This window comes from Streptomyces pactum (assembly GCF_016031615.1).
Lineage (GTDB): Bacteria > Actinomycetota > Actinomycetes > Streptomycetales > Streptomycetaceae > Streptomyces > Streptomyces pactus.
Window position 1 is genome coordinate 6,844,154 of the sequence record NZ_JACYXC010000001.1, and the last position, 18,989, is coordinate 6,863,142.

The following is an 18,989-nucleotide window of genomic DNA, read 5'->3' on the forward strand; positions in this document are numbered from 1 at the left end:
CCGTGGGGGCGTCAGTTGCCCACGCGGCGGCGCAGGTCCTGGAACGCGGTGTAGTTGGCGATGGTCTCGATCCGGCCGGGCGGGCACATCCGCACCGCCTCGTCCACGTTCTCGCACACCCGGAACTCCAGCCCGGCGACCTCCAGCCGCACCGCCAGGTCCAGCTTGCGGTCCCCGATGACGCAGATGGGCCGGCCGGCGAGCCGGGTGTAGTCCACGTCCCACAGCCAGGAGGTGTCCGTGCCGTCCGCACCGCGGGCGTTCACCGACAGGATCACGGGCGCCGGGGCGGGGTCGATCAGCGAGAAGGTCTCCAGCCAGCCGGCCGGGTTCTTCGCCAGCAGCAGCCGCATCTGGCGGTCGAGGAAGGTCACCACGTCGTACCGGCCGGCCACCGCCTGCACCTGGTACATCCGCTCCAGGGCGACCTGCGGCGGCACCCCGAAGACGGCGGCGACCGCCGCCGAGGTGGCCGCGTTCGCCTTGTTGGCACGGCCCGGCAGCTGGAGGTGGATCGGCCAGGCGGAGCCCTGCGGGTCCAGCACGTAGTCCCCGTGCAGAACCCAGGTGGGGGCCGGCCGGCGGAAACCGCACTCGCCGCAGCCCCAGTCGTCGCCGGGGCGCTGGAGCACACCGCCGCAGGACGGGCAGGACCAGGCGTCGTCCTTCCACTCCTGGCCGGCCGCCACCCACACCACCGTGGGGGAGGAGGACGCGGCCCACACGATCAGCGGGTCGTCGGCGTTGGCCACCACGACCGCCTTGGTGCCGGACAGGCCCTCCCGCCACTTCTCCGCGAGCATCCGCGTCTCGGCGGCCCGGTCCAGCTGGTCGCGGGAGAGGTTTAGCAGCGCGATGCACTTGGGCTCGGTGTCCCGGGCGACCCCGGCCAGGTACTTCTCGTCGACCTCGATCACGCCGTACCGGGCGTCCCCGCCGGCGGCGAGCGCGGAGGTGATACCGGCCGGCATGTTGGCGCCGAGGGCGTTGGAGACGACCGGTCCGGCGGCCCGCAGCGCCTCCGCGATGAGCCGGGTGGTGGTGGTCTTGCCGTTGGTCGCGGAGACCAGGGTCACGTCGAGGTGCTGCGCCAGCGAACGGAGCAGGTCCGGGTCGAGCTTGAGGGCCACCTTGCCCCCGATCACCGAGCCACTGCCACGGCCCGCGGCCTTGGATACCGCGGCCGCGGCCTTGCCGGCCGTCACGGCCAGCTTGGCCCGGGCCGACAGCGGGTCCGAGTTGCCTGCCATCTCCTAGATCCTCCTTGCGTCCGGCGCCGCGCCCGTGCCCCCTGGGGCGCCGGTGGATACGCCCCCGTGCCGCCGGTATCACCGGCCGGGAGGCATCGGTCGTGGATCAGCCTATCGAGATCCGGCCGTCGGCCCGAATTTCTCCTCCGCCGGTCCCGGGGCGGGCGGGGGCCGGCCGGTCACCGGACCGTACCCTTGCGGACATGCGAAGGAGCACGATTCCCGGCAGCTCAGGCGTGGTGCACCCGATACGGCTGCTCGGCGATCCCGCCCTGCGTACGCCCTGCGAGGAGGTCACCGTCTTCGACGGGTCGCTCGCCACGCTCGTGGAGGACCTGTTCGCCACCATGTACGCGGCGCGCGGCGTGGGACTCGCGGCCAACCAGATCAGGGTGGGGCTGCGGGTGTTCGTCCACGACTGCCCGGACGACGAGGACCGCAGGCACCTGGGGCACATCGTCAACCCCCGGCTGGTGGAGGCCGACGGGGTGACGGTCAGCGGGCCGGAGGGCTGCCTGTCGCTGCCCGGGATCGAGGCGGCCACCCCCCGGTACGACCGGGCGGTGGTGACCGGGACCACCCTCACCGGCGAGCCGCTGCGGGTGGAGGGCACCGGATTCTTCGCCCGCTGTCTCCAGCACGAGTGCGACCACCTGGACGGCGGGCTGTTCACCGACCGGCTGACCGGGCTGCGGCAGCGCCGCGCCCTGCGGGCGGCGCGCCGCGCGCCCTGGGCGGCCGGCGCCGGCGACTGACCCCGCGCGCGGCGCCGGGCGTGGCGGGGGATGGTCCCGGGTGCGCGGCGGGCGCCCCGGCCCCGGCCTCCCCGGATCAGAACCCCGGCCCGTCCTCCCGGTCACCGGCGGTGGCCAGCCGTCCCCACAGCAGGTCCGTGAGATTGCGCACCAGCTCGGCGCGGGAGAAGGGGCGCTCGCGCAGCCACCAGTCGCCGGCCGCGTACATCATCCCGACGATGCCGTGCCCCCAGGCACGGGCCGCCGCCCGATCGCCGGGGCCCAGTTCGACGCGTTCGGCGATCACCTCGGCCAGCTCCTCGCCCATCCGGCGGAGCAGCGGCGCGGAGTGCCGGCCGACGTCGAAGCCCCGGTCGGCCCCGGCCTGGTCGGTCTGGTCGTCGTCGGCCGGGTGCATCAGGAACCGGTAGACCTGCGGGCGGGCCTCCACCGCCGCCAGATAGGCGTCGAGGGTGGCCTCCACCCGCTCCCGCCGGTCGGAGGGGGCGTCCAGCGCCTCGCGCAGCGCCGTGAGCAGCGCGTCGGTGTGCCGCTCGGCGAGCGCCCGGTACAGACCGCCCTTGTCCCCGAAGTGGCGGTAGAGGATCGGCTTGGTGATCCCGGCCTCGGCCGCGATGGCGTTCATCGAGGCCCCGGGACCGTCGCGGAGCACCACCCGGTCGGCCGCCTCCAGCAGCTCCCTGCGGCGCTCGTCCGCGTCCCCCGGCCTGCGGCCGGGCGTGGCCGCCTCCCGCTCGGTTGGCCGCCGGTCGTCCTGCCGGCCGGTCCCGGTGTTCATCGTGAGGTGCCTCCCCGCCCCTGGTACGTGGTGTGACGCCTCCGCAACGTAACACTTCGCCGCAGGTGAGGGGCGGGTTGGCCGGGGGAGTTGACAGGTGTACCAGCCGGTAACAGACTCCGGGTTACCACAGGTAACAATCATGCGGGAGGCGTCATGGCGGAGTTCTCTTTCGAGCTCGACGAGGAGCAGCGGGCGGTACGCGACTGGGTCCACGGCTTCGCCGCGGACGTGATCCGGCCGGCCGCCGCCGAGTGGGACGAGCGCGAGGAGACCCCCTGGCCGATCCTCCGCGAGGCCGCCAGGATCGGCCTGTACTCCCTGGACTTCTACGCCCAGCAGTACTTCGACCCCACCGGCCTGGGCATCCCGGTGGCCACCGAGGAGCTGTTCTGGGGCGACGCGGGCATCGCCCTGTCCATCATGGGGACCGGGCTGGCGGCGGTCGGGGTGCTCGCCAACGGCACCGAGGAGCAGGTCGGCACCTGGGTGCCGCAGATGTACGGGGACGCCGACGACGTGAAGGTGGCCGCGTTCTGCTCCTCCGAGCCGGACGCCGGCTCCGACGTCGCGGCCATGCGCACCCGGGCCGTCTACGACGAGGCCAAGGACGAGTGGGTGCTCAACGGCACCAAGACCTGGGTCACCAACGGCGGCATCGCCCATGTCCACGTGGTGGTCGCGGTGGTCGACCCCGAGCTGGGTTCCCGGGGCCACGCCTCGTTCATCGTGCCGCCGGGCACCCCTGGCCTGTCCCAGGGCCAGAAGTTCAAGAAGCACGGCATCCGCGCCTCGCACACCGCCGAGGTGGTCCTGGACGGGGTGCGGGTACCCGGCTCCTGCCTGCTGGGCGGCAAGGACAAGCTCGACGAGCGGCTGGCCCGGGCCCGGGAGCGGGCGCGGACCGGCGGCGGGGAGCGGGTGCGGAACGCCGCGATGGCCACCTTCGAGGCGTCCCGCCCGGCGGTCGGCGCCATGGCGGTGGGCACCGCCCGGGCCGCGTACGAGGTGGCCCTGGAGTACGCGAAGACCCGCACCCAGTTCGGCCGTCCGATCATCGACAACCAGGGCGTCGCCTTCCAGCTGGCCGACATGCGCACCCGGATCGACGCCGCCCGGCTGCTGGTGTGGCGCGCCTCCTGGATGGCGGTGAACGGCAGGCCCTTCACCGCCGCCGAGGGGTCCATGTCCAAGCTCTTCGCCGGCGAGACGGCCAGGACGGTCACGGCCCAGGCGGTGCAGATCCTGGGCGGCAACGGCTTCACCCGCGACTACCCGGTGGAGCGGATGCACCGCGACGCGGCCATCTACACCATCTTCGAGGGCACCAGCGAGATCCAGCGGCTGGTCATCGCCCGCACCCTCTCCGGCGTCCACATCCGCTGAGGCCCGGCGGTCCGGGGCCCGGCCGTCCGGACGGTCGCCCGTCCGGTGATCACCCCTCCGGCGGTCGCCCGTCCGGCGGTCCGGCGCCCGGCCGGGCCCTCGCGCCGGCGGGCGGTCCGTCCACGCGTCCGCTCCCCGTCCCCTGACGGACCGGCCGCCCGTGCCGTGCGGGGCAGGTCCGGCCTCCCGGGCCCGGCACCGGTCTCCGGGCGGTCCGGGGCGGCCGGTGCCCGCCGGCAGCGCGGCGGGCCGGCCTCCCGGCACGGGCCGCCGTCCCACCCCGGCCGCCACCTCTCAGTCCCGGCCGGCGGTGGCGCGTCCGGCGGTGCCGGCCGGACCGGCGGACGGGGCGGGCCGCGCGGACCGCCGGCGGTGCCACAGGTGGTGCATCGCGTAGGAGCGCCAGGGGCGCCACCCGTCGGCACCGCCCGGACCCCACCCGGCCTCCGGGGGAACGGTCCGGAACACCGGGTCCCGCGGCAGCAGCACGTCCGGGTCGCCCAGGGCCCGCATCCGGATGTAGCCGGCCGCCCAGGCGCCCACGCCGGGCAGCTCCAGCAGCCGGCGCTCCGCCTCCTCGCGGTCCGCGCCCGGATCCAGCCGCAGGGTGCCGTCCGCCAGCGCGGTGCTCACCGCCCGCAGCGCCTGCCGACGGTCCGCGGGCAGGCCGAGCGGGGCCAGCGACGCCTCGGCGAGCGTCTCCGCGGTGGGGAACAGATGGGTCAGCCCGCCCCACCCGGCCGGACGCGCGGCCCCCACCCGGGCGCCGGCAGCGGATCGCCGTAGGCCGCCACCAGCGCCTCGTCCGCCCGCCGCCCGCCCGCCGCCGTGACCCGCGCCAGCACCGCCCGCACCGCCAGCTCCCGCGGGTCGGCCGCGCCCGGTGCCCGCATCCCCGGCCGCCGGGCCACCAGCGGCCCCAGCACCGGATCGGAACCCAGCCGCTCCGCCACCGCGTACGGATCGGCGTCCAGGTCGAACAGCCGCCGCATCCGCTGGGTGGCGGTGGTCAGGTCGCGCAGCTCGCTCAGGTGGAGCCGGCACGCCAGCCAGCCCCGGTCCGCCGGCCCCTCGGCCACCTCGGCCACCCCCACCCCCGTGCGGCAGCCGCAGGGTGCGGCGGTAGACCCGGCCCCGCCCGCCGTCCGGGGCGGGCCCCCTGCGCCCCGCTCGGCGACGGTCACCTCCTCGACCCCGCGCACCGCCCGCCGCTCCAGGTAGTCGAACAGCTCGCCCACCGCGTACGGGCCCCCGGTACGCCAGCCGCAGCGGGACCCCGCCGGGCGCCTCCGGGGCGGCGGCCCGCCCGGCCGCCGGCCCCCCGCCCCCGGGGTGCGCCCCCGGCTCCCGTACCGCGGCCCCGGCGGGTGCCGGCCCCCGCCCCGGGGTGTGCACGGGCGCCGGCTCCCGTACCGCCACCGGGCCGGCCGCGGCCGGCCGGGCCCGGTCCGGGCCGCCGCCCCGGGCCGTGGACCGCCGCCGGCCGGCGTCTCCCGCCGTGCCCGGCCGCGGCCCGCGCAGTTCGCTCGGCGTCGCCGCGTAGATCTCCCGGATGGTGTCGTTGAACTGCCGGACGCTGGCGAAACCGGCCGCGAACGCCACGTCCACCGTCCGCAGGGCGGTGGTCTGCAGCAGCACCCGCGCGGTGTGCGCCCGCTGCGCCCGGGCGAGCGCGACCGGCCCGGCGCCCAGTTCGGCGTTGAGCTGCCGCTGCACCTGCCGGGCGCTGTAGCCCAGCCGGTCCGCCAGGCCCGCCACCCCCTCGCGGTCCACCACGCCGTCCCCGATCAGCCGCATCGCCCGCCCCACCACATCGGCCCGGGCGTTCCACTCCGCCGAACCCGGCACCGCGTCCGGCCGGCACCGGCGGCAGGCCCGGAACCCCGCCCGCTGGGCCCCCGCGGCGGTGGTGAAGAACCGCACGTTGCGCCGCTTGGGGGTGACCGCGGGGCAGCTGGGGCGGCAGTAGATGCCGGTGGTGACCACGGCGAAGAAGAACTCGCCGTCGAACCGCCCGTCCCGGCTGCACACCGCCTCGTACATGCTCTCCTCGTCCATCACCCCTCCAGGGTGCGTGATCGCCGGGGCGCGCGCTGGCGGGATTCGGACATCGCCGCTGCTGATGCGGGCCGTCCGGACCTGGGGGACCATGGGACCGCGGCGGGCAGCCACACGGGGCAGCGGAAGACGGAGACACGACGATGGGCGGAGGCCCGGCGGGCCGCCACCGGGACGCGGACGGCGGCGGGCGCAGCGGCCTGGACGAGCGGGCGGTGGCCCGGCTGCTGGGCAGCGCGGACGCCCAGGAGCTGCTGACCGCGGCGATGGGCACGGTGGAGCCCGGCCCGGGCAGCTCGGTGGGGCTGCTCTACCGGGCCGACGGCGACGGCATGATCCGGCTGCTGGCCGCGGTGGGCGCCGAGGAGCAGGCCCTGGAGCAGTACCGGGTGATCTCCATCGAGGCGGAACTGCCCGCGGCGCAGGTGATCCGTGAGCACCAGCCGCTCTACATCCTGCCCGGCGAGCTCGACGACCTCTACATCGAGGCGGGGCTCGTCCCGGAGAGCATGCCCGCCGAGTACGCGGTGCTGCCGCTGATGATCGGTTCCCGGTGCATCGGGTCGATGGTGCTCGACGTCCCCGGCGGTCACCTGCTGGACACCGCCCGGCACCGGTCCTTCCTCACCCTGGCCTCGCTCTGCGCCCACCGGCTGGACCAGCTGCTGGACCGGGAGCGCCGGGACACCGGCGGGCCGGAGCCCTACGCCGGGCACCCGCTGCTGCCGTTCCGGACCCGCAACCGGGCCGGCATGCTGGAGATGGCCATGGCCAACGCCGGCATCGGCTCCTTCGACTGGGACTTCCCCTCCGGGCGGCTGGTGTGGGACGAGCGGCTGTGCCACCTGTTCGGCATCGCCCCGGCCGCGTTCGACGGCCGCGCCGAGACCTTCTACGAGGCGGTGCACCCCGAGGACCGGGAGATGGTGGAGACGGCCGTGCGGGACAGCATCCGCACCGGCCGCTACCTGGCGCGCTTCCGCATCGTGCGGCGGAACGACCGGGCGGTCCGCTGGATCGAGGCGGAGAGCAGGGTGGTGTACACCGCCGCCGGGGAGGCACGGGGCATGGTGGGCGTCGCCCGGGACACCACCGAGGAACACGCCCGGGAACAGGAGCGGCAGGCGCGCAAGGACTTCGTGCTGGGCATCACCCGGGCGTTCACGGCGGCCTCCTCGTCCGAGGACATCGTCGCCACCCTGGGCGACACCGTGCTGCCGGCCTTCGGCGGCCAGCGGATGGTGGTCTACCTCAAGTCCGAGGACGGCACCATGGAGCCGCTGGGCTCCTGGGGCTTCACCGAACAGGAACGGGAACGGCTGCGCTGGATCAGCCGGATCAGCATCGACAACCCGTACCTGGCCCCGCTGCTGGACGGCGAGCCGATGTTCCTCAGCTCCCGGGAGGAGTTCATGGCGCGCATCCGGGACGAGCGGCTGGTCCCGCTGCCGGGGCTGCACGCCTGGGCGGTCCTGCCGCTGACCACCGCGGACGGCCTGGTCGGGGTCTGTGCGATCGTCTACGACCACCCGCGCGTGTTCTCCCCCGACGACCAGGTGCTGGGCGCGGGGCTCGCCGGCATCCTCGCCCAGTCGCTGGCCAGGGCGCGGCTGTTCGACGAGCGCCGGGCGCACCTGACCGAACTCCAGGACCTGATGCTGCCCCGGCGGCTGCCCCGGCTGCCGGGGCTGGACATCCTGGTGCGCTACCGCCCCGGCTCGGACGGGCTGGACGTCGGCGGCGACTGGTACGACGCGCTGCCGATGCCGGACGGCCGGGTCGCCCTGGTCATCGGCGACGTCCAGGGCCACAGCGCGCGGGCCGCCGCGGTGATGGGCCAGCTGCGGATCGCGATGCGGGCCCACGCCGCCGAGGGGCACCAGCTGTCGTCGCTGATGGCCCGCGCCAACCGGACCCTGGGCGATCTGGAGACCGACCTCTTCGCCACCTGCGTCATCGTCGACATCGACCCGGCGGACGGCACCGTGCGGACGGTACGGGCCGGGCACCCGCACCCCCTGGTGCTGGGCGCCGACGGCCGGGCGGAGGTGCTGCGGTGCCCGGGCGGGATGCCGCTGGGTCTGTTCCCCGGCGGCGACGAGGAGTACCCGGCCACCGAGACCGTGCTGCCGCACGGCGCGACGCTGCTGCTCTACACCGACGGCCTGGTCGAGCGGCCCGGCGCCGACTACGACGAGGGGGTGGCCGACCTGACCCGCCGGCTGGCGCGCGCCGCGGTCACCGCGAACGGGCCGCACGGGCCGGACCTGGAGCTGCTGGCCGAACAGGTGACCACCCGGGCCGTGCCCGAGACCGGGCACCACGACGACGTCGCGCTGCTGCTGGTTCGCCGCCGCGCGCCGGGTACCGGCTGAACCGGACGCGCACCCGGCCGGCCCGGGGCGCTTCGGCGGGCAGACGGCGCGTTGCCCGGCGGTGTCCGTCGACCGTTCACGGCGTTCTCCGTACTCCGGTTGCCGTCCAACAGCGGGTTCCGGCCGAAACCGGCCACGGGGGTGACGGCCCCGACCGATCGGGCATGACCCAGCCGAAGCGCACGAACCCGCCCCCTGTGAAGGACCCCTTGATCTTCATCCAGTTCATCGCGCAATTCGCCGTCATCGGTGGATTGATCGTCCTCGTCCGTGCGCTGCTGGAGCAGCGCAAGCTCTCCGCCGTCAACGCGGTTCCGACGGTGGACATCTCCGACGTGGGCGAGCGGTCGCTCAGGTGCGTGATCAAAGGCTCCGCGGAGCCGCGCCCGGGCGGGCTGCTGACCGGCCCGATGTCCGGGAGACCGTGTGTGTGGTTCCAGGCCACGATCCAGGAGACATGGCGGACGGTCGAAAAGGACGAGGGCCGCGAAATCTCCACCACGCACACCAGCACACGGTGGAACGTCTGCTCGGCGCCGCAGTTGTACGTCCGTGACCCCACGGGCCTCGCCGTGGTGAATGTCGACGGCACGGCCGTCGACGAGCCGGTCCGCAGCCACCTCGTCACGATGCCGGCCGTGGAGGCGCAGCACATCGAAGTGCCGGGGAAGCCGATCGTCCTCGACAAGCGGAAGCTCGACCATACGGTCACCTGGAGGGAGGTGATCGTGCCCCCCGGACAACCGATGTACGTGCTGGGCGTGGGACGGCGGCATCCCGAGACCGGTCACGCCGTCATGAGCAAGCCGGGCCGAGGTCCGTTCATCGTGTCCACGCTCTCGGAGGAGGAGCTCAGGGAGCGCTCGTCGGAGCGGACGAGGAGCAGGTACATCGGCGGCGGTTCGCTGTTCGTGGTCGGCGTCACCGTGTTCACCATCATCGAACTGACATCGGGCTGACGAAGCCGTCGGCACGGTGGGAGGCCGGCCGGAGCCCTGCCGCGGGTCACACGAGAGCCCACCCGGGCGCCGCGCCCGGTCACCGCGCCGGCCGGCCGTGGCCGAGCGCGGCGCCGCCGGCCGTGCGGCCGGCTCCGGGGCCGGCCCAGCGGCCCAGCTCCTCCGGTGTCAGCGGGCCCGGCTCCCCGGCGGCGAGCAGCCCGTGCGCCCGCAGCACCTCGGCGGCGGCCGTCCCCCACGGCCGGCGCAGCCGCGCCTCGTCCAGCAGCGCGCGGTCGGTGAGGAGTTCGCGGACCGGGCCGGTGCGCAGGCCCCCGGGGGCCAGCACCGCCGCGTCGTCCGCCCACCGCAGCGCGAGGTCCACGTCGTGGGTGGCCATCAGCACCGTGGTACCGGCGGCCCGCAGCCGTGCCAGCACCTCCAGCAGCCGCTCCTGCCCGTCCGGGTCCAGCCCCGCCGTCGGCTCGTCCAGGACGAGCACCCTGGGGCGCATGGCCACCGCCCCGGCGATCGCCGCCCGCTTGCGCTGCCCGTACGAGAGCAGATGGGTCGGCCGGTCGTGCAGCGCCGTGATGTCCAGCGCCTCCAGCGCCTCGGCGACCCGGGCCCTCACCTCGCCCTCCGGCAGGCCGAGGTTCATCGGGCCGAAGGACACGTCCTGCCCGACCGAGGCGGCGAACAGCTGGTCGTCGGGGTCCTGGAGGACCAGCTGGACGGTGGTGCGCAGCCGGGTCAGGCCCTTGCGGTCGTGGCTCACCCGGGCGCCGTCCAGCCGCAGCTCGCCCCAGGCGCACCGCAGCCCGCCGCTGAGCAGCCGCATCAGCGTGGTCTTGCCGCTGCCGTTGCGGCCCAGCAGGGCCACCGACCGGCCCTCGGTGACGGCGAAGCACACCCCGCGCAGCACCGGGGGCCCGTCCGGGTAGGCGTATCCGGCGTCGCGCAGTTCGACGACGGGGGGCGCCGGCGGCGGGGTCATGGCAGGAACCTTTCCAGGACGAGCGTGGCGGCCACCAGCGCCGCCAGCAGGGCGAGGGTGGCGCCGACGAAGCGCGCCGAGACGGTGGCGGGCGGCAGCAGCACGCGCAGGGTGCCGTCGTAGCCGCGGCCGGCGAGCCCGGCCTGCAGCCGCCCGGCCCGGTCGAAGGCGCGGACGAACGCGGTCGCGCCGAGCCCGGCGACCGACCGCCAGGCCGCGGCCCGCCCGGAGTGGCCGAGCCGGGCCGCCTGCGCCTGGCGGACCCGGGAGACGGTGTCCAGCAGCAGGAAGCCGATCCGGTACATCACCAGGGCCACGTCCACCACCGGTGCCGGGACACCGGCCCGCACCAGCCGGGGGAGCAGGTCGGAGACCGGGGTGGTGAAGGCGAGGAGCAGCACCCCGAGGGAGGCCGCCGAGGTGCGCAGCAGCAGCTCTCCGGCCTGCACCGGGCCGCCGGGCGCCGGGGAGACCCAGCCGGTGTCCCCGCCCAGCTGTACCAGGAGCGGCAGCGCCCCGGTGACGCAGAAGCCCAGGGGTACCCGGAAGGCGCGCCACAGCTGCCGTCCGCCGACCCCGGCCGGGCCGAGCAGTACGGCGAGTGCGGCGAGGGCCACCAGCGGCGCCCCGGGCCAGGGCGGCAGGCAGATCGCGGTGACCGTCAGGCCGATGCCGAGCAGCGCCTTCTCGGCGGGGTGGCGGTGGCGCCAGCGGCTGCCGTGCGCCGCCGCGTCGATGGGCAGCACGGCCGGTCAGACCGGCCGGCCGGCACGGCCGGGCCCTGGTGCGTCGCCGCCTCGGCGGGCTCCCGTCGGGGCCGGGGAGGGCCGGGCGGCCACCGGGGCGGCGGCCGGACGGCCGGGGGCCCGGGTCGGTGGCCCGCGGACCGGCCTGCGCGGGGTTCTCCGGCGCCGGACCGGCCTGCGCGGGGGCCTCCGGCGCCGGGCCGGCCTGCGCCGGGGCTGCGTCCGGCGCGGCGGCGGCAGCGGCAGCCGCCGCGGCCCGGGCCTCGCCCTGGCGGCGCCCCCGCCGCAGTCCGAAGTAGTAGGCCAGCACCCCGGCGCCCAGCGCGGCCTGGACCGCGAAGAGGGCCGACTCGATCTCACCGGAGGGCGGCTCGTACAGCGGTGTGAACCACGGTTCGTAGTTGGGGTCGTTCTCGGTGATCGCCGTCTGTGCCCGGGCGTCGGCCCCGGTGAACGGTTCCTCCTCGTCGTCGCCCAGGCCCAGCGCGACCGGCAGCACCGCCAGCAGCGCCACCACGGCCAGCAGCAGGGCGTTGATCCTCGCGTTGCGGCTCATCTCAGACCACCGCTCCCTTCGCACCGCCGGCCGGTCCGCCCGAGCCGCCGGCCGGTCCGCCGGGCGGCAGGACGCCCAGCCGGGTCAGCTCGCCGCGGCTGGACTGGACCAGCAGCCGCATCACCAGCACGGTCAGCAGTCCCTCGCTGACCGCCAGCGGGATCTGGGTGACGGCGAAGATGCCGCCGAACTTGGCCAGCGCCCCGGCGAACCCGCCGGCGGGGTCCGGGAACGCCAGCGCCAGCTGCACGGCGGTGACGCAGTAGGTGCTCAGGTCGGCGGCGAACGCGGCGAGGAAGACGCAGCCCATCAGCGGCAGCCCGGTGCGCCGCAGCAGCCGGTACACGCCGTACCCGGCCCACGGTCCGACGACCGCCATGGAGAAGGCGTTGGCGCCCAGCGTGGTCAGGCCGCCGTGGGCCAGCAGCAGCGCCTGGAACAGCAGGGTCACGGTGCCCAGGACCGCCATCACGGGCGGGCGGAAGAGGACCGCGCCCAGGCCGGTGCCGGTGGGGTGCGAACAACTCCCGGTCACCGAGGGGATCTTCAGCGCGGACAGGACGAAGGTGAAGGCGCCGGCGGCGCCGACCAGCAGGGTGCTCTCGGGATTCGCCCGGACCTCGCGGGTCAGCACCCGGGTTCCGTGGAGGACGAACGGCGCGGCGGCCGCGGCCCAGGCGGCGGCGTGGATCGGGGGCAGGTAGCCCTCGGCTATGTGCATGGGGACGCGGGACCTCTCCAACACCTCGTGGATGGACGACACGCCTCGGCCGGTCTCCTGGCTGACGGGTCATGCCGCCCGGTGCTCCGCCTTCCCGGGCGGACGCGGACTTCCGCGCCGTCCCAGTGGCCTCCCCGCGGGGATGGAGCCGGACTTCCCGATCACAGTGGCGAGGGCCGCACCGGTTCTCCACCGGTTTCCCGTGCACCAAGGCCCTGCGACCTTAGTCGGCTCTACGTGCTCACGACAAGCCTTGGCCCGGGCCGCGGGCGCCGTGGGCCGCGGCCGCCGGGCGGCCGGTTCACAGCACCGGCGGCAGCGCCTGCTCGGCCCAGATCGTCTTGCCCTGCCGGGTGTACCGGCTGCCCCAGCGGGTGGTGAGCTGGGCGACCAGGTACAGGCCCCGGCCACCCTCGTCGGTGTCCCGGGCCCGGCGCATCCGCGGCTGGGTGCTGCTGGGGTCGGAGACCTCGCAGGTGAGCACGTCGGTCCGGATCAGCCGCAGGCTCACCGGGCCGCCCGCGTGCCGGATCGCGTTGGTCACCAGCTCGCTGACGACCAGTTCGGTGGTGAACCCCAGCAGCTCCAGCCCCCACGCGGCCAGCTGCCGGCTCACCAGCTCCCGGGCCCGGCCCACCACGGCCGGGTCGGCCGCCAGCCCCCAGGTGGCGGTGTCCTCCGGCGGCACCCGCCGGGCCCGTGCCACCAGCAGGGTCACATCGTCCGGCAGCCGGGTCGGCGGCAGCCCGGCGACGATCTCCCGGGCGACGTCGTGCAGCGGCCGGTGCAGCGCGTCGGCCCGCAGCAGCCGCTCCCGCAGCCGGTCCATGCCCTCGTCCACGTCCCCCTCGCCGCGTTCGATCAGCCCGTCGGTGTACAGCGCCAGCACGCTGCCCGGCCCGACGTCCACCACCGTCTTCTCGAACGGCAGGCCACCCACCCCCAGCGGTGGGCCGGGGTTCATCGGGACGAACGTCACCTCGCCCCCGGGACCGACCACCGCCGGCGGCGGGTGCCCGGCGCTGGCCATCGAGCACCCCCCGCTCACCGGGTCGTACACCGCGTACAGGCAGGTGGCGGCGAAGGAGTCCGGGTCGCCCCCGCCGGGGTCCGCCGACCGGTCCTCACCGGGCAGTTCCAGCAGGCCCGGGCCCGGCACCCCCACCGCCGCGGGGCCCTCGGCGGCGTCCGGCAGCCCGATGCCCAGCGGCAGTTGCAGCACCAGGTCGTCCAGGTGGGTGAGGAGTTCGTCGGGGTCGGGGTCGAGGTCGGCCAGGGTGCGCACCGCCGTCCGCAGCCGCGCCATGGCCGCGGTGGCCCGCAGACCGTGCCCCACCACGTCCCCCACCACCAGGGCGACCCGCGCCGAGGACAGCGGGATGACGTCGTACCAGTCACCGCTCACCCCGCCGATCGGGTCCGCCGGGAGGTAGACGCTGGCGGTCCGCACCGCGGCGGTGTCCGCGGTGGCCGGCGGCAGCAGGGACCGCTGCAGGCTGACCGCCGCCAGGTGTTCCCGGGTGTAGCGGCGTACGTTGTCCAGCGCCAGCGCGGCCCGCGAGGCGATCTCCTCCAGCAGGTCCAGGTCGCCCTGCTCGAAGGGCGGCCGGCCGGGCGCCGACCGCCACAGCAGCACCCGGCCCAGCAGGGTGCTGCGGGCGCACATCGGGGCGCTGAGCGCCGACCGGGCCCCGGGCACCGCCGTCGCCCAGTCGGGCACCTCGCCGCCGGCGTCCAGCTCCGGCACCAGCGCGCCCCGGGTCGGTCCGGCCGGGGAGGCCGGGACCGCCTCGGTGAGCACCGTGCCGACCGGCCGCAGCGCGTCCGCGCCCTCCCCGCCGGCCGCGGTGCGCCGCAGCGCGAGCCGTTCCCGCCGGTCGGACACCGGCTCGCCACCGGTGAACACCGGCTCGGCGACGTCCACCACGATGGTGTCGGCGATCGCCGGCAGCAGGGTGGCGACCAGCTCGTCACTGGTCGCCTGGGCCGACAGCGGGGAGCTGCCGAGGGCCGCGGTGGCCCGGTGCAGCACCGCGATCCGCTCCTGGGTGCGGTGTTCCGCGGTGACGTCGACGAAGGTGACGGCCACCCCCAGCGCCCGCCCGTCGCTCTCCTGCAACCGGAACGCGGACGCCTGGAGCACCACCCCGCTGCGCGGGTCCTCCAGGGTGCGCACCGGGGTGGTGAAACCCAGCAGCGGCTCCCCGGTGTCGATCACCCGCCGCAGCCGCTCGTCCAGCGCCGAGGCGTCCTCGGCCCGCAGGAAGTCGCCCAGCCGGTGGCCGCGCAGGTCCTGGGGGAGGCCGGTGTAGGGCAGCACCGGGGTGTTGGCGCGCACCAGCCGCAGCCCGGTGTCGAACACGGCGAGCCCGAACCGGTCCTGCTGGAACAGCCCGGCGGCCAGGGCGTGGTCCTGGTGCCACCGGGCGATCCGGTCGCGCGGCGCGCCGAGCACCAGGTAGCCGGTCGTCCCGCACGCCCCGTCCAGGGGCACCACCCGGAAGCGGACCGCCACCTCGCCGCCGGCGCCGTGCCGTACGGTCGCCTCCCCCTCCCAGACGCCGGGGGTGCGCCGGGCCAGGACGTCCGTCAGCTGCCCGGGGTCGGCCAGCAGGTCCGCCACGGGCCGCCCGCACACGTCCGCCGCCCGGTGGCCCAGCACCGCCTCGGCCGCCGGCGTCCAGCCCACCAGGGCGCCGCCGCGGTCCACGACGGCCACGGCGGTGTCATGGACGGCGAAGGAACAGCCGTCGTCACCCTTGGCACTGTGCATGCGAAACACACATCCCGTTTCTCGGCCGGTTCCCAGGATCTCAGCGCAGCCCGGGGCGCACGATTCCAGCGGCGCCCGGGTCCCCCATCCGGGCCGCCGCCGGGCGGGGCGGCGGCCGGCACCCCGGTCCGCCGGGGCGGAACACGCCCGCGCCGGTACGGGCCTCGGGCCCGCTCCGGTACGGCTCCGGGCCGGAGGTGGTACGGGCCTCGGGCCGGTGGCGCAGGGCCGCGCCCGTCCCCGGGGGTCGCGTCCGCCGGACGCCGTGACGGCCCTGCCCGGCGGCGTCCGCGTCCGCGCCCGTGCCGGGGAGCGGGGGCCGGCCGGTCAGCTTCGCGGTCGGCGGGGTCCGTCGTTCAGGTGGTGGCGGGGTGCCGCGACGGCCGGTCGGGGCCGGATGCGGCACGGTGGCCGGATGCGTCACCGTTTGCTCTCTCTCGCCCTGCTCTGTCTGCTGCCCGGCGCGGCCGGCTGCGTCACGGTCACCGGCGACGGGTCCCCCGGCCCGCGTCCGGCCGGCCAATCGGCGCCGCGGTCCACGGCCCGGGCCACCGACCCGGCGCACTCGCCCGGGCGGACGCCGGCCGCCCCGGCGGCCGGTGAGGCCGGCCGCGCCCCCGGCGACCGGGGAGGCCCGGCGCGGGAGCCGGCCCCCGACCGGTCGCCCGCCGCCGGTCCGGCGCCCGCGGCGCCCACCGCGCCGCGCGTTCCGCCGACCGCCGCCGGCCCGGCACCGCGGCTGCCCCGCGGGGTGCTGCCGGAGGGCATGTCGATGCGCCGGCTGTGCGATCTGGCGGGTTCCCGGCTCTCCCCGGAGCAGCTGCGGGTGTGCCGCCAGCTCGACGGCTCCTGACCGCCCGGTGGGAACGGCGGGCCCGGCGTGCCCGAAACAGGACCGGTGGGACCGGTGCGGTCCTACGGCCGGGCCCGGCGGGGGCCGGTGGCCCGTCACCACCGGAGCCCGGCGGGGGCCGGCGGCCGGCGGGACGGAACCCGGCGGCCGGCTGGTCGCACCGGAACGAACGGCGTCCGCGGGCGCGGCGTCGCACCGCACGCCGGGTCCCGGGGCGGACGCCCCGGTTCCGCCGTCCACCCGCCCCGGGGGCGTCCGGCGCACCCCTCGTCCGGGCCGTACCGGCGGGGGCGCCGCCGTCGGTACGGCGCCGGTCCGGCGGTCGCGGCCGGGCCGGCTCACCCGCCCCGGGGCGGGGACGGTTCCGGGCGGCGCCGGTGGGGCGCGGCCCGCCCTGTCCCGTTCCCGGCCGACGGCCGGGGCGCGGCGGGGCCGCACGGTCTCCCGGTGCCGGGCCGGCGGCCGTGCCCCCGGCTCGGGGCGGTCCGTCACCGCGTGCGCGGGGTGGCCGGCACCGCACGGCTCCGGGCGGACGCTCCGCCGGGGCATGGCCGGGGACGTGACGGGTACCGGTGTCACCGTGTACGCACTGCTCCCCGGCCCCGCCCGGCACCCCCCGGCCGCGGCGGATTCGCCCCGCTGCCGGGCGGGCCCCGGGGCACCCCGCGACGGGGCGTTCCCGTCCCGGTGCCCGTCCCTGCGCCCCCGCGCGGGCCCGCGGTGACCGGCGGATCCCCCGGACCCCCACCCCGGCCCCCTCGGACCCTCCCGAATCCCCCTGAACCCTTCCGGAAGAGGCAGACACCACCGCCATGACCAGCACCATGCCCACCATCACCCTGAACAACGGCGTCCGTGTCCCGCAGCTGGGCTTCGGCGTCTTCCAGGTGCCCGACGACGAGACCGCCACGGCCGTCGGCCGGGCCCTGGAGGCCGGCTACCGCAGCATCGACACCGCGGCGGCCTACCGCAACGAGAAGGGCGTCGGCGACGCCATCGCCGCGTCGGGCCTGCCGCGCGAGGAGCTGTTCGTCACCACCAAGGTGTGGAACGACGACCAGGGTTACGACGCGACCCTCGCCGCCTTCGACGCCAGCGTGAGGCAGCTGCGGCTGGATTACGTGGACCTCTACCTGATCCACTGGCCGGTCCCGGCCCGCGACCGCTACCTGGACACCTGGCGCGCCCTGGAGCGGCTGCTCGCCGAGGAGCGGGTGCGCGCCATCGGCGTCTCCAACTTCCGGCCCGCCCATCTGCGCCGCGTGATCGAGGAGTCCGGCACCGTTCCCGCCGTCAACCAGATCGAGCTGCACCCCCGGCTCCAGCAGTCGGAGCTGCGCGCGGTGCACGCCGAACACGGCATCGCCACCGAGGCGTGGAGCCCGCTGGCGCAGGGCGGGGTGCTGACCGCCCCGGCGGTCACCCGGCTCGCCGAGCGGTACGGCCGCACCCCCGCGCAGATCGTGCTCCGCTGGCACCTGCAACTGGGCAACATCGTCATCCCCAAGTCCGTCACCCCCGAGCGCATCCGGGAGAACATCGACATCCTGGGCTTCACCCTCGGTGAGCAGGACCTCGCCGAGATCGCCGCGCTGGACGACGGCACCCGCATCGGCCCCGACCCGGACACCTTCGGCTGACCCGCCCGCGGCCCGGCGAGAACCATCCCGCCCGAGCACGGAGGCCAGGTCGTAGGTGACCGGTTCCTCCAGCTGGGCGTAGGTGCACGAGCGCGGATCCCGGTCCGGGCGCCAGCGCCGGAACTGGGTGGTGTGCCGGAACCGGTCGCCCTGCATGTGGTCGTAGCCCACCTCGCACACCCGCTCGCAGCGGAGCGGGACCCAGGCCAGGTCCTTGCCCCCGGACCACCGGCTGGGCGCCCCGGGCAGCCGGCCGGCGGCGTGCGCCTCCTCGTCCGCCCACCGGGCCCACGGATGTCCCTCGGGCGATTCCATCCGCAGCGGCGCCAGCTCCTCCACCAGCTCGCTCCGCCGGCGCATCGGGAAGGCGGCGCAGACCCCCACGTGCTGGAGCCGGCCGGCCGTGTCGTACAGGCCCAGCAGCAGCGAGCCGACCACCGGGCCGGACTTGTGGTAGCGGTACCCGGCCACCACGCAGTCCGCGGTCCGCTCGTGCTTGATCTTGTACATCACCCGGGCGTCGGGCCGGTACGGCTGGTCCGGCGGTTTGGCGACCACCCCGTCCAGGCCCGCGCCCTCGTACCGCTCGAACCACTCCCGGGCCACCGCGACATCGGTGGTGGCGGGCGCCACGAACACCGGCGGGCGCACCCCGCCCAGCGCCTCCTCCAGCGCGGCCCGGCGCCGGGTGAGCGGCGCGTCCAGCAGTGCCGCGTCGCCCAGCGCGAGCAGGTCGAACACGACCAGGGCGGCGGGGGTGCGCTCGGCGAGCATGCGCACCCGGGAGTCGGCGGGGTGGATCCGTTCGGTCAGCCGGTCGAAGTCCAGCCGGCCCTCGTGGGCGATCACCAGCTCCCCGTCCACCACGCACCGCTCCGGCAGCTCGTCCCGCACCGCCGCGACCACCTCGGGGAAGTACCGGGTCAGCGGCTTGCCGGTGCGGCTGCCGATGACCACCTCCGGGCCGTCCCGGTGGACGATCGCCCGGAAGCCGTCCCACTTCGCCTCGTAGTGCATGCCCGAGGGGATCCTCGCCACCGGCCGGGCGAGCATCGGCTTCACCGGCGGCATGACCGGAAGGTCCATACCGCGATTGTGCCGCCCGCCCGGCCCGTACGCCCGGCGGCCGTCCGGCGTGCGGCCCTGTGCCTGCGCGCCTACCG

14 protein-coding genes, 3 pseudogenes and 1 riboswitch are annotated in these 18,989 nt (G+C 76.3%); of the genes and pseudogenes, 6 read left to right on the forward strand and 11 right to left on the reverse strand.

The genetic code is table 11. The features are described 5' to 3' along the window. Positions 1 to 11: 11 nt before the first annotated feature. Entirely contained in the window at positions 12 to 1,250 is a 1,239-nt protein-coding gene (locus tag IHE55_RS27075; RefSeq protein ID WP_197991431.1) for a Mur ligase family protein, read from the reverse strand. 203 nt (positions 1,251 to 1,453) lie between these two features. Here IHE55_RS27075 and def point away from each other — a divergent pair, with 203 nt between their 5' ends. Continuing rightward, positions 1,454 to 2,005, forward strand: coding sequence for a peptide deformylase (def, locus tag IHE55_RS27080; protein ID WP_197991432.1), 552 nt, complete (start codon positions 1,454 to 1,456; stop codon positions 2,003 to 2,005). 76 nt (positions 2,006 to 2,081) lie between these two features. Here the strand turns inward: def and IHE55_RS27085 are convergent, their stop codons facing one another. Next, positions 2,082 to 2,783 (reverse strand): TetR/AcrR family transcriptional regulator, encoded by a 702-nt coding sequence (locus tag IHE55_RS27085; RefSeq protein ID WP_197991433.1) that lies wholly within the window; start codon positions 2,781 to 2,783, stop codon positions 2,082 to 2,084. Positions 2,784 to 2,939: 156 nt separating this feature from the next. On the opposite strand from IHE55_RS27085, the gene IHE55_RS27090 reads away from it, so the two are divergent. Continuing rightward, complete coding sequence (locus IHE55_RS27090; RefSeq protein ID WP_197991434.1) at positions 2,940 to 4,169, forward strand: acyl-CoA dehydrogenase family protein; 1,230 nt, start codon at positions 2,940 to 2,942, stop codon at positions 4,167 to 4,169. Positions 4,170 to 4,463: 294 nt separating this feature from the next. Here the strand turns inward: IHE55_RS27090 and IHE55_RS27095 are convergent, their stop codons facing one another. The 3 genes and pseudogenes from IHE55_RS27095 to IHE55_RS27105 form a co-directional block, all read right to left on the reverse strand. Beyond that, positions 4,464 to 4,928 carry a DNA-3-methyladenine glycosylase family protein gene (locus IHE55_RS27095; RefSeq protein WP_197992326.1) on the reverse strand — a complete coding sequence of 155 codons (465 nt, stop codon included), beginning with the start codon at positions 4,926 to 4,928 and terminating at the stop codon, positions 4,464 to 4,466. Continuing rightward, entirely contained in the window at positions 4,892 to 5,407 is a 516-nt protein-coding gene (locus tag IHE55_RS27100; protein ID WP_197992327.1) for an AlkA N-terminal domain-containing protein, read from the reverse strand. The genes IHE55_RS27095 and IHE55_RS27100 overlap by 37 nt, the downstream gene beginning before the upstream one ends. A gap of 31 nt (positions 5,408 to 5,438) precedes the next feature. Further along, positions 5,439 to 6,227: pseudogene (locus IHE55_RS27105) on the reverse strand (bifunctional transcriptional activator/DNA repair enzyme AdaA); the annotation flags it as partial. 143 nt (positions 6,228 to 6,370) lie between these two features. Between IHE55_RS27105 and IHE55_RS27110 the strand changes: the two are divergent. Next, positions 6,371 to 8,602, forward strand: coding sequence for a SpoIIE family protein phosphatase (locus IHE55_RS27110; RefSeq protein ID WP_197991435.1), 2,232 nt, complete (start codon positions 6,371 to 6,373; stop codon positions 8,600 to 8,602). 197 nt (positions 8,603 to 8,799) lie between these two features. Continuing rightward, positions 8,800 to 9,561 carry a GIDE domain-containing protein gene (locus IHE55_RS32815; RefSeq protein ID WP_197991436.1) on the forward strand — a complete coding sequence of 254 codons (762 nt, stop codon included), beginning with the start codon at positions 8,800 to 8,802 and terminating at the stop codon, positions 9,559 to 9,561. Positions 9,562 to 9,640: 79 nt separating this feature from the next. On the opposite strand, the gene IHE55_RS27120 is transcribed toward IHE55_RS32815, so the two are convergent. From IHE55_RS27120 to IHE55_RS27140, 5 genes and pseudogenes are all read right to left on the reverse strand, one after another. Next, entirely contained in the window at positions 9,641 to 10,537 is an 897-nt protein-coding gene (locus IHE55_RS27120) for an energy-coupling factor ABC transporter ATP-binding protein (protein ID WP_197992279.1), read from the reverse strand. Next, positions 10,534 to 11,283, reverse strand: a complete 750-nt coding sequence (gene cbiQ / locus IHE55_RS27125; protein ID WP_197991437.1) for a cobalt ECF transporter T component CbiQ — start codon at positions 11,281 to 11,283, stop codon at positions 10,534 to 10,536. The genes IHE55_RS27120 and cbiQ overlap by 4 nt, the downstream gene beginning before the upstream one ends. Positions 11,284 to 11,590: 307 nt before the next feature. After that, a pseudogene (locus IHE55_RS27130) lies at positions 11,591 to 11,839 on the reverse strand (energy-coupling factor ABC transporter substrate-binding protein); the annotation flags it as partial. A gap of 1 nt (position 11,840) precedes the next feature. After that, on the reverse strand, positions 11,841 to 12,560 hold the full coding sequence (locus tag IHE55_RS27135) for an energy-coupling factor ABC transporter permease (protein WP_197992280.1): 720 nt from the start codon (positions 12,558 to 12,560) through the stop codon (positions 11,841 to 11,843). Positions 12,561 to 12,590: 30 nt separating this feature from the next. Further along, a riboswitch (cobalamin riboswitch) is annotated at positions 12,591 to 12,787 on the reverse strand. Positions 12,788 to 12,861: 74 nt separating this feature from the next. Beyond that, positions 12,862 to 15,333 (reverse strand): SpoIIE family protein phosphatase, encoded by a 2,472-nt coding sequence (locus tag IHE55_RS27140; RefSeq protein WP_197991438.1) that lies wholly within the window; start codon positions 15,331 to 15,333, stop codon positions 12,862 to 12,864. A gap of 415 nt (positions 15,334 to 15,748) precedes the next feature. On the opposite strand from IHE55_RS27140, the gene IHE55_RS27145 reads away from it, so the two are divergent. Further along, positions 15,749 to 16,186, forward strand: coding sequence for a hypothetical protein (locus tag IHE55_RS27145; RefSeq protein WP_197991439.1), 438 nt, complete (start codon positions 15,749 to 15,751; stop codon positions 16,184 to 16,186). Between the two features lie 812 nt (positions 16,187 to 16,998). Then, positions 16,999 to 17,826 carry an aldo/keto reductase gene (locus IHE55_RS27150; protein ID WP_197991440.1) on the forward strand — a complete coding sequence of 276 codons (828 nt, stop codon included), beginning with the start codon at positions 16,999 to 17,001 and terminating at the stop codon, positions 17,824 to 17,826. 33 nt (positions 17,827 to 17,859) lie between these two features. On the opposite strand, the pseudogene IHE55_RS27155 reads toward IHE55_RS27150, so the two are convergent. Further along, positions 17,860 to 18,912, reverse strand: a pseudogene (locus IHE55_RS27155) (ATP-dependent DNA ligase); the annotation flags it as partial. Positions 18,913 to 18,989 lie beyond the last annotated feature (77 nt).

Bases quoted from the DNA above. Each gene is read 5' to 3' on its own strand.
- IHE55_RS27135 (WP_197992280.1), bottom strand. From the start codon at position 12,560: ATGCACATAGCCGAGGGCTACCTGCCCCCGATCCACGCCGCCGCCTGG.
- IHE55_RS27110 (WP_197991435.1), top strand. From the start codon at position 6,371: ATGGGCGGAGGCCCGGCGGGCCGCCACCGGGACGCGGACGGCGGCGGG.
- IHE55_RS27090 (WP_197991434.1), top strand. From the start codon at position 2,940: ATGGCGGAGTTCTCTTTCGAGCTCGACGAGGAGCAGCGGGCGGTACGC.
- IHE55_RS27120 (WP_197992279.1), bottom strand. From the start codon at position 10,537: ATGACCCCGCCGCCGGCGCCCCCCGTCGTCGAACTGCGCGACGCCGGA.
- IHE55_RS27145 (WP_197991439.1), top strand. From the start codon at position 15,749: ATGCGTCACCGTTTGCTCTCTCTCGCCCTGCTCTGTCTGCTGCCCGGC.
- IHE55_RS27150 (WP_197991440.1), top strand. From the start codon at position 16,999: ATGACCAGCACCATGCCCACCATCACCCTGAACAACGGCGTCCGTGTC.
- IHE55_RS27085 (WP_197991433.1), bottom strand. From the start codon at position 2,783: ATGAACACCGGGACCGGCCGGCAGGACGACCGGCGGCCAACCGAGCGG.
- IHE55_RS27075 (WP_197991431.1), bottom strand. From the start codon at position 1,250: ATGGCAGGCAACTCGGACCCGCTGTCGGCCCGGGCCAAGCTGGCCGTG.
- def (WP_197991432.1), top strand. From the start codon at position 1,454: ATGCGAAGGAGCACGATTCCCGGCAGCTCAGGCGTGGTGCACCCGATA.
- IHE55_RS27140 (WP_197991438.1), bottom strand. From the start codon at position 15,333: ATGCACAGTGCCAAGGGTGACGACGGCTGTTCCTTCGCCGTCCATGAC.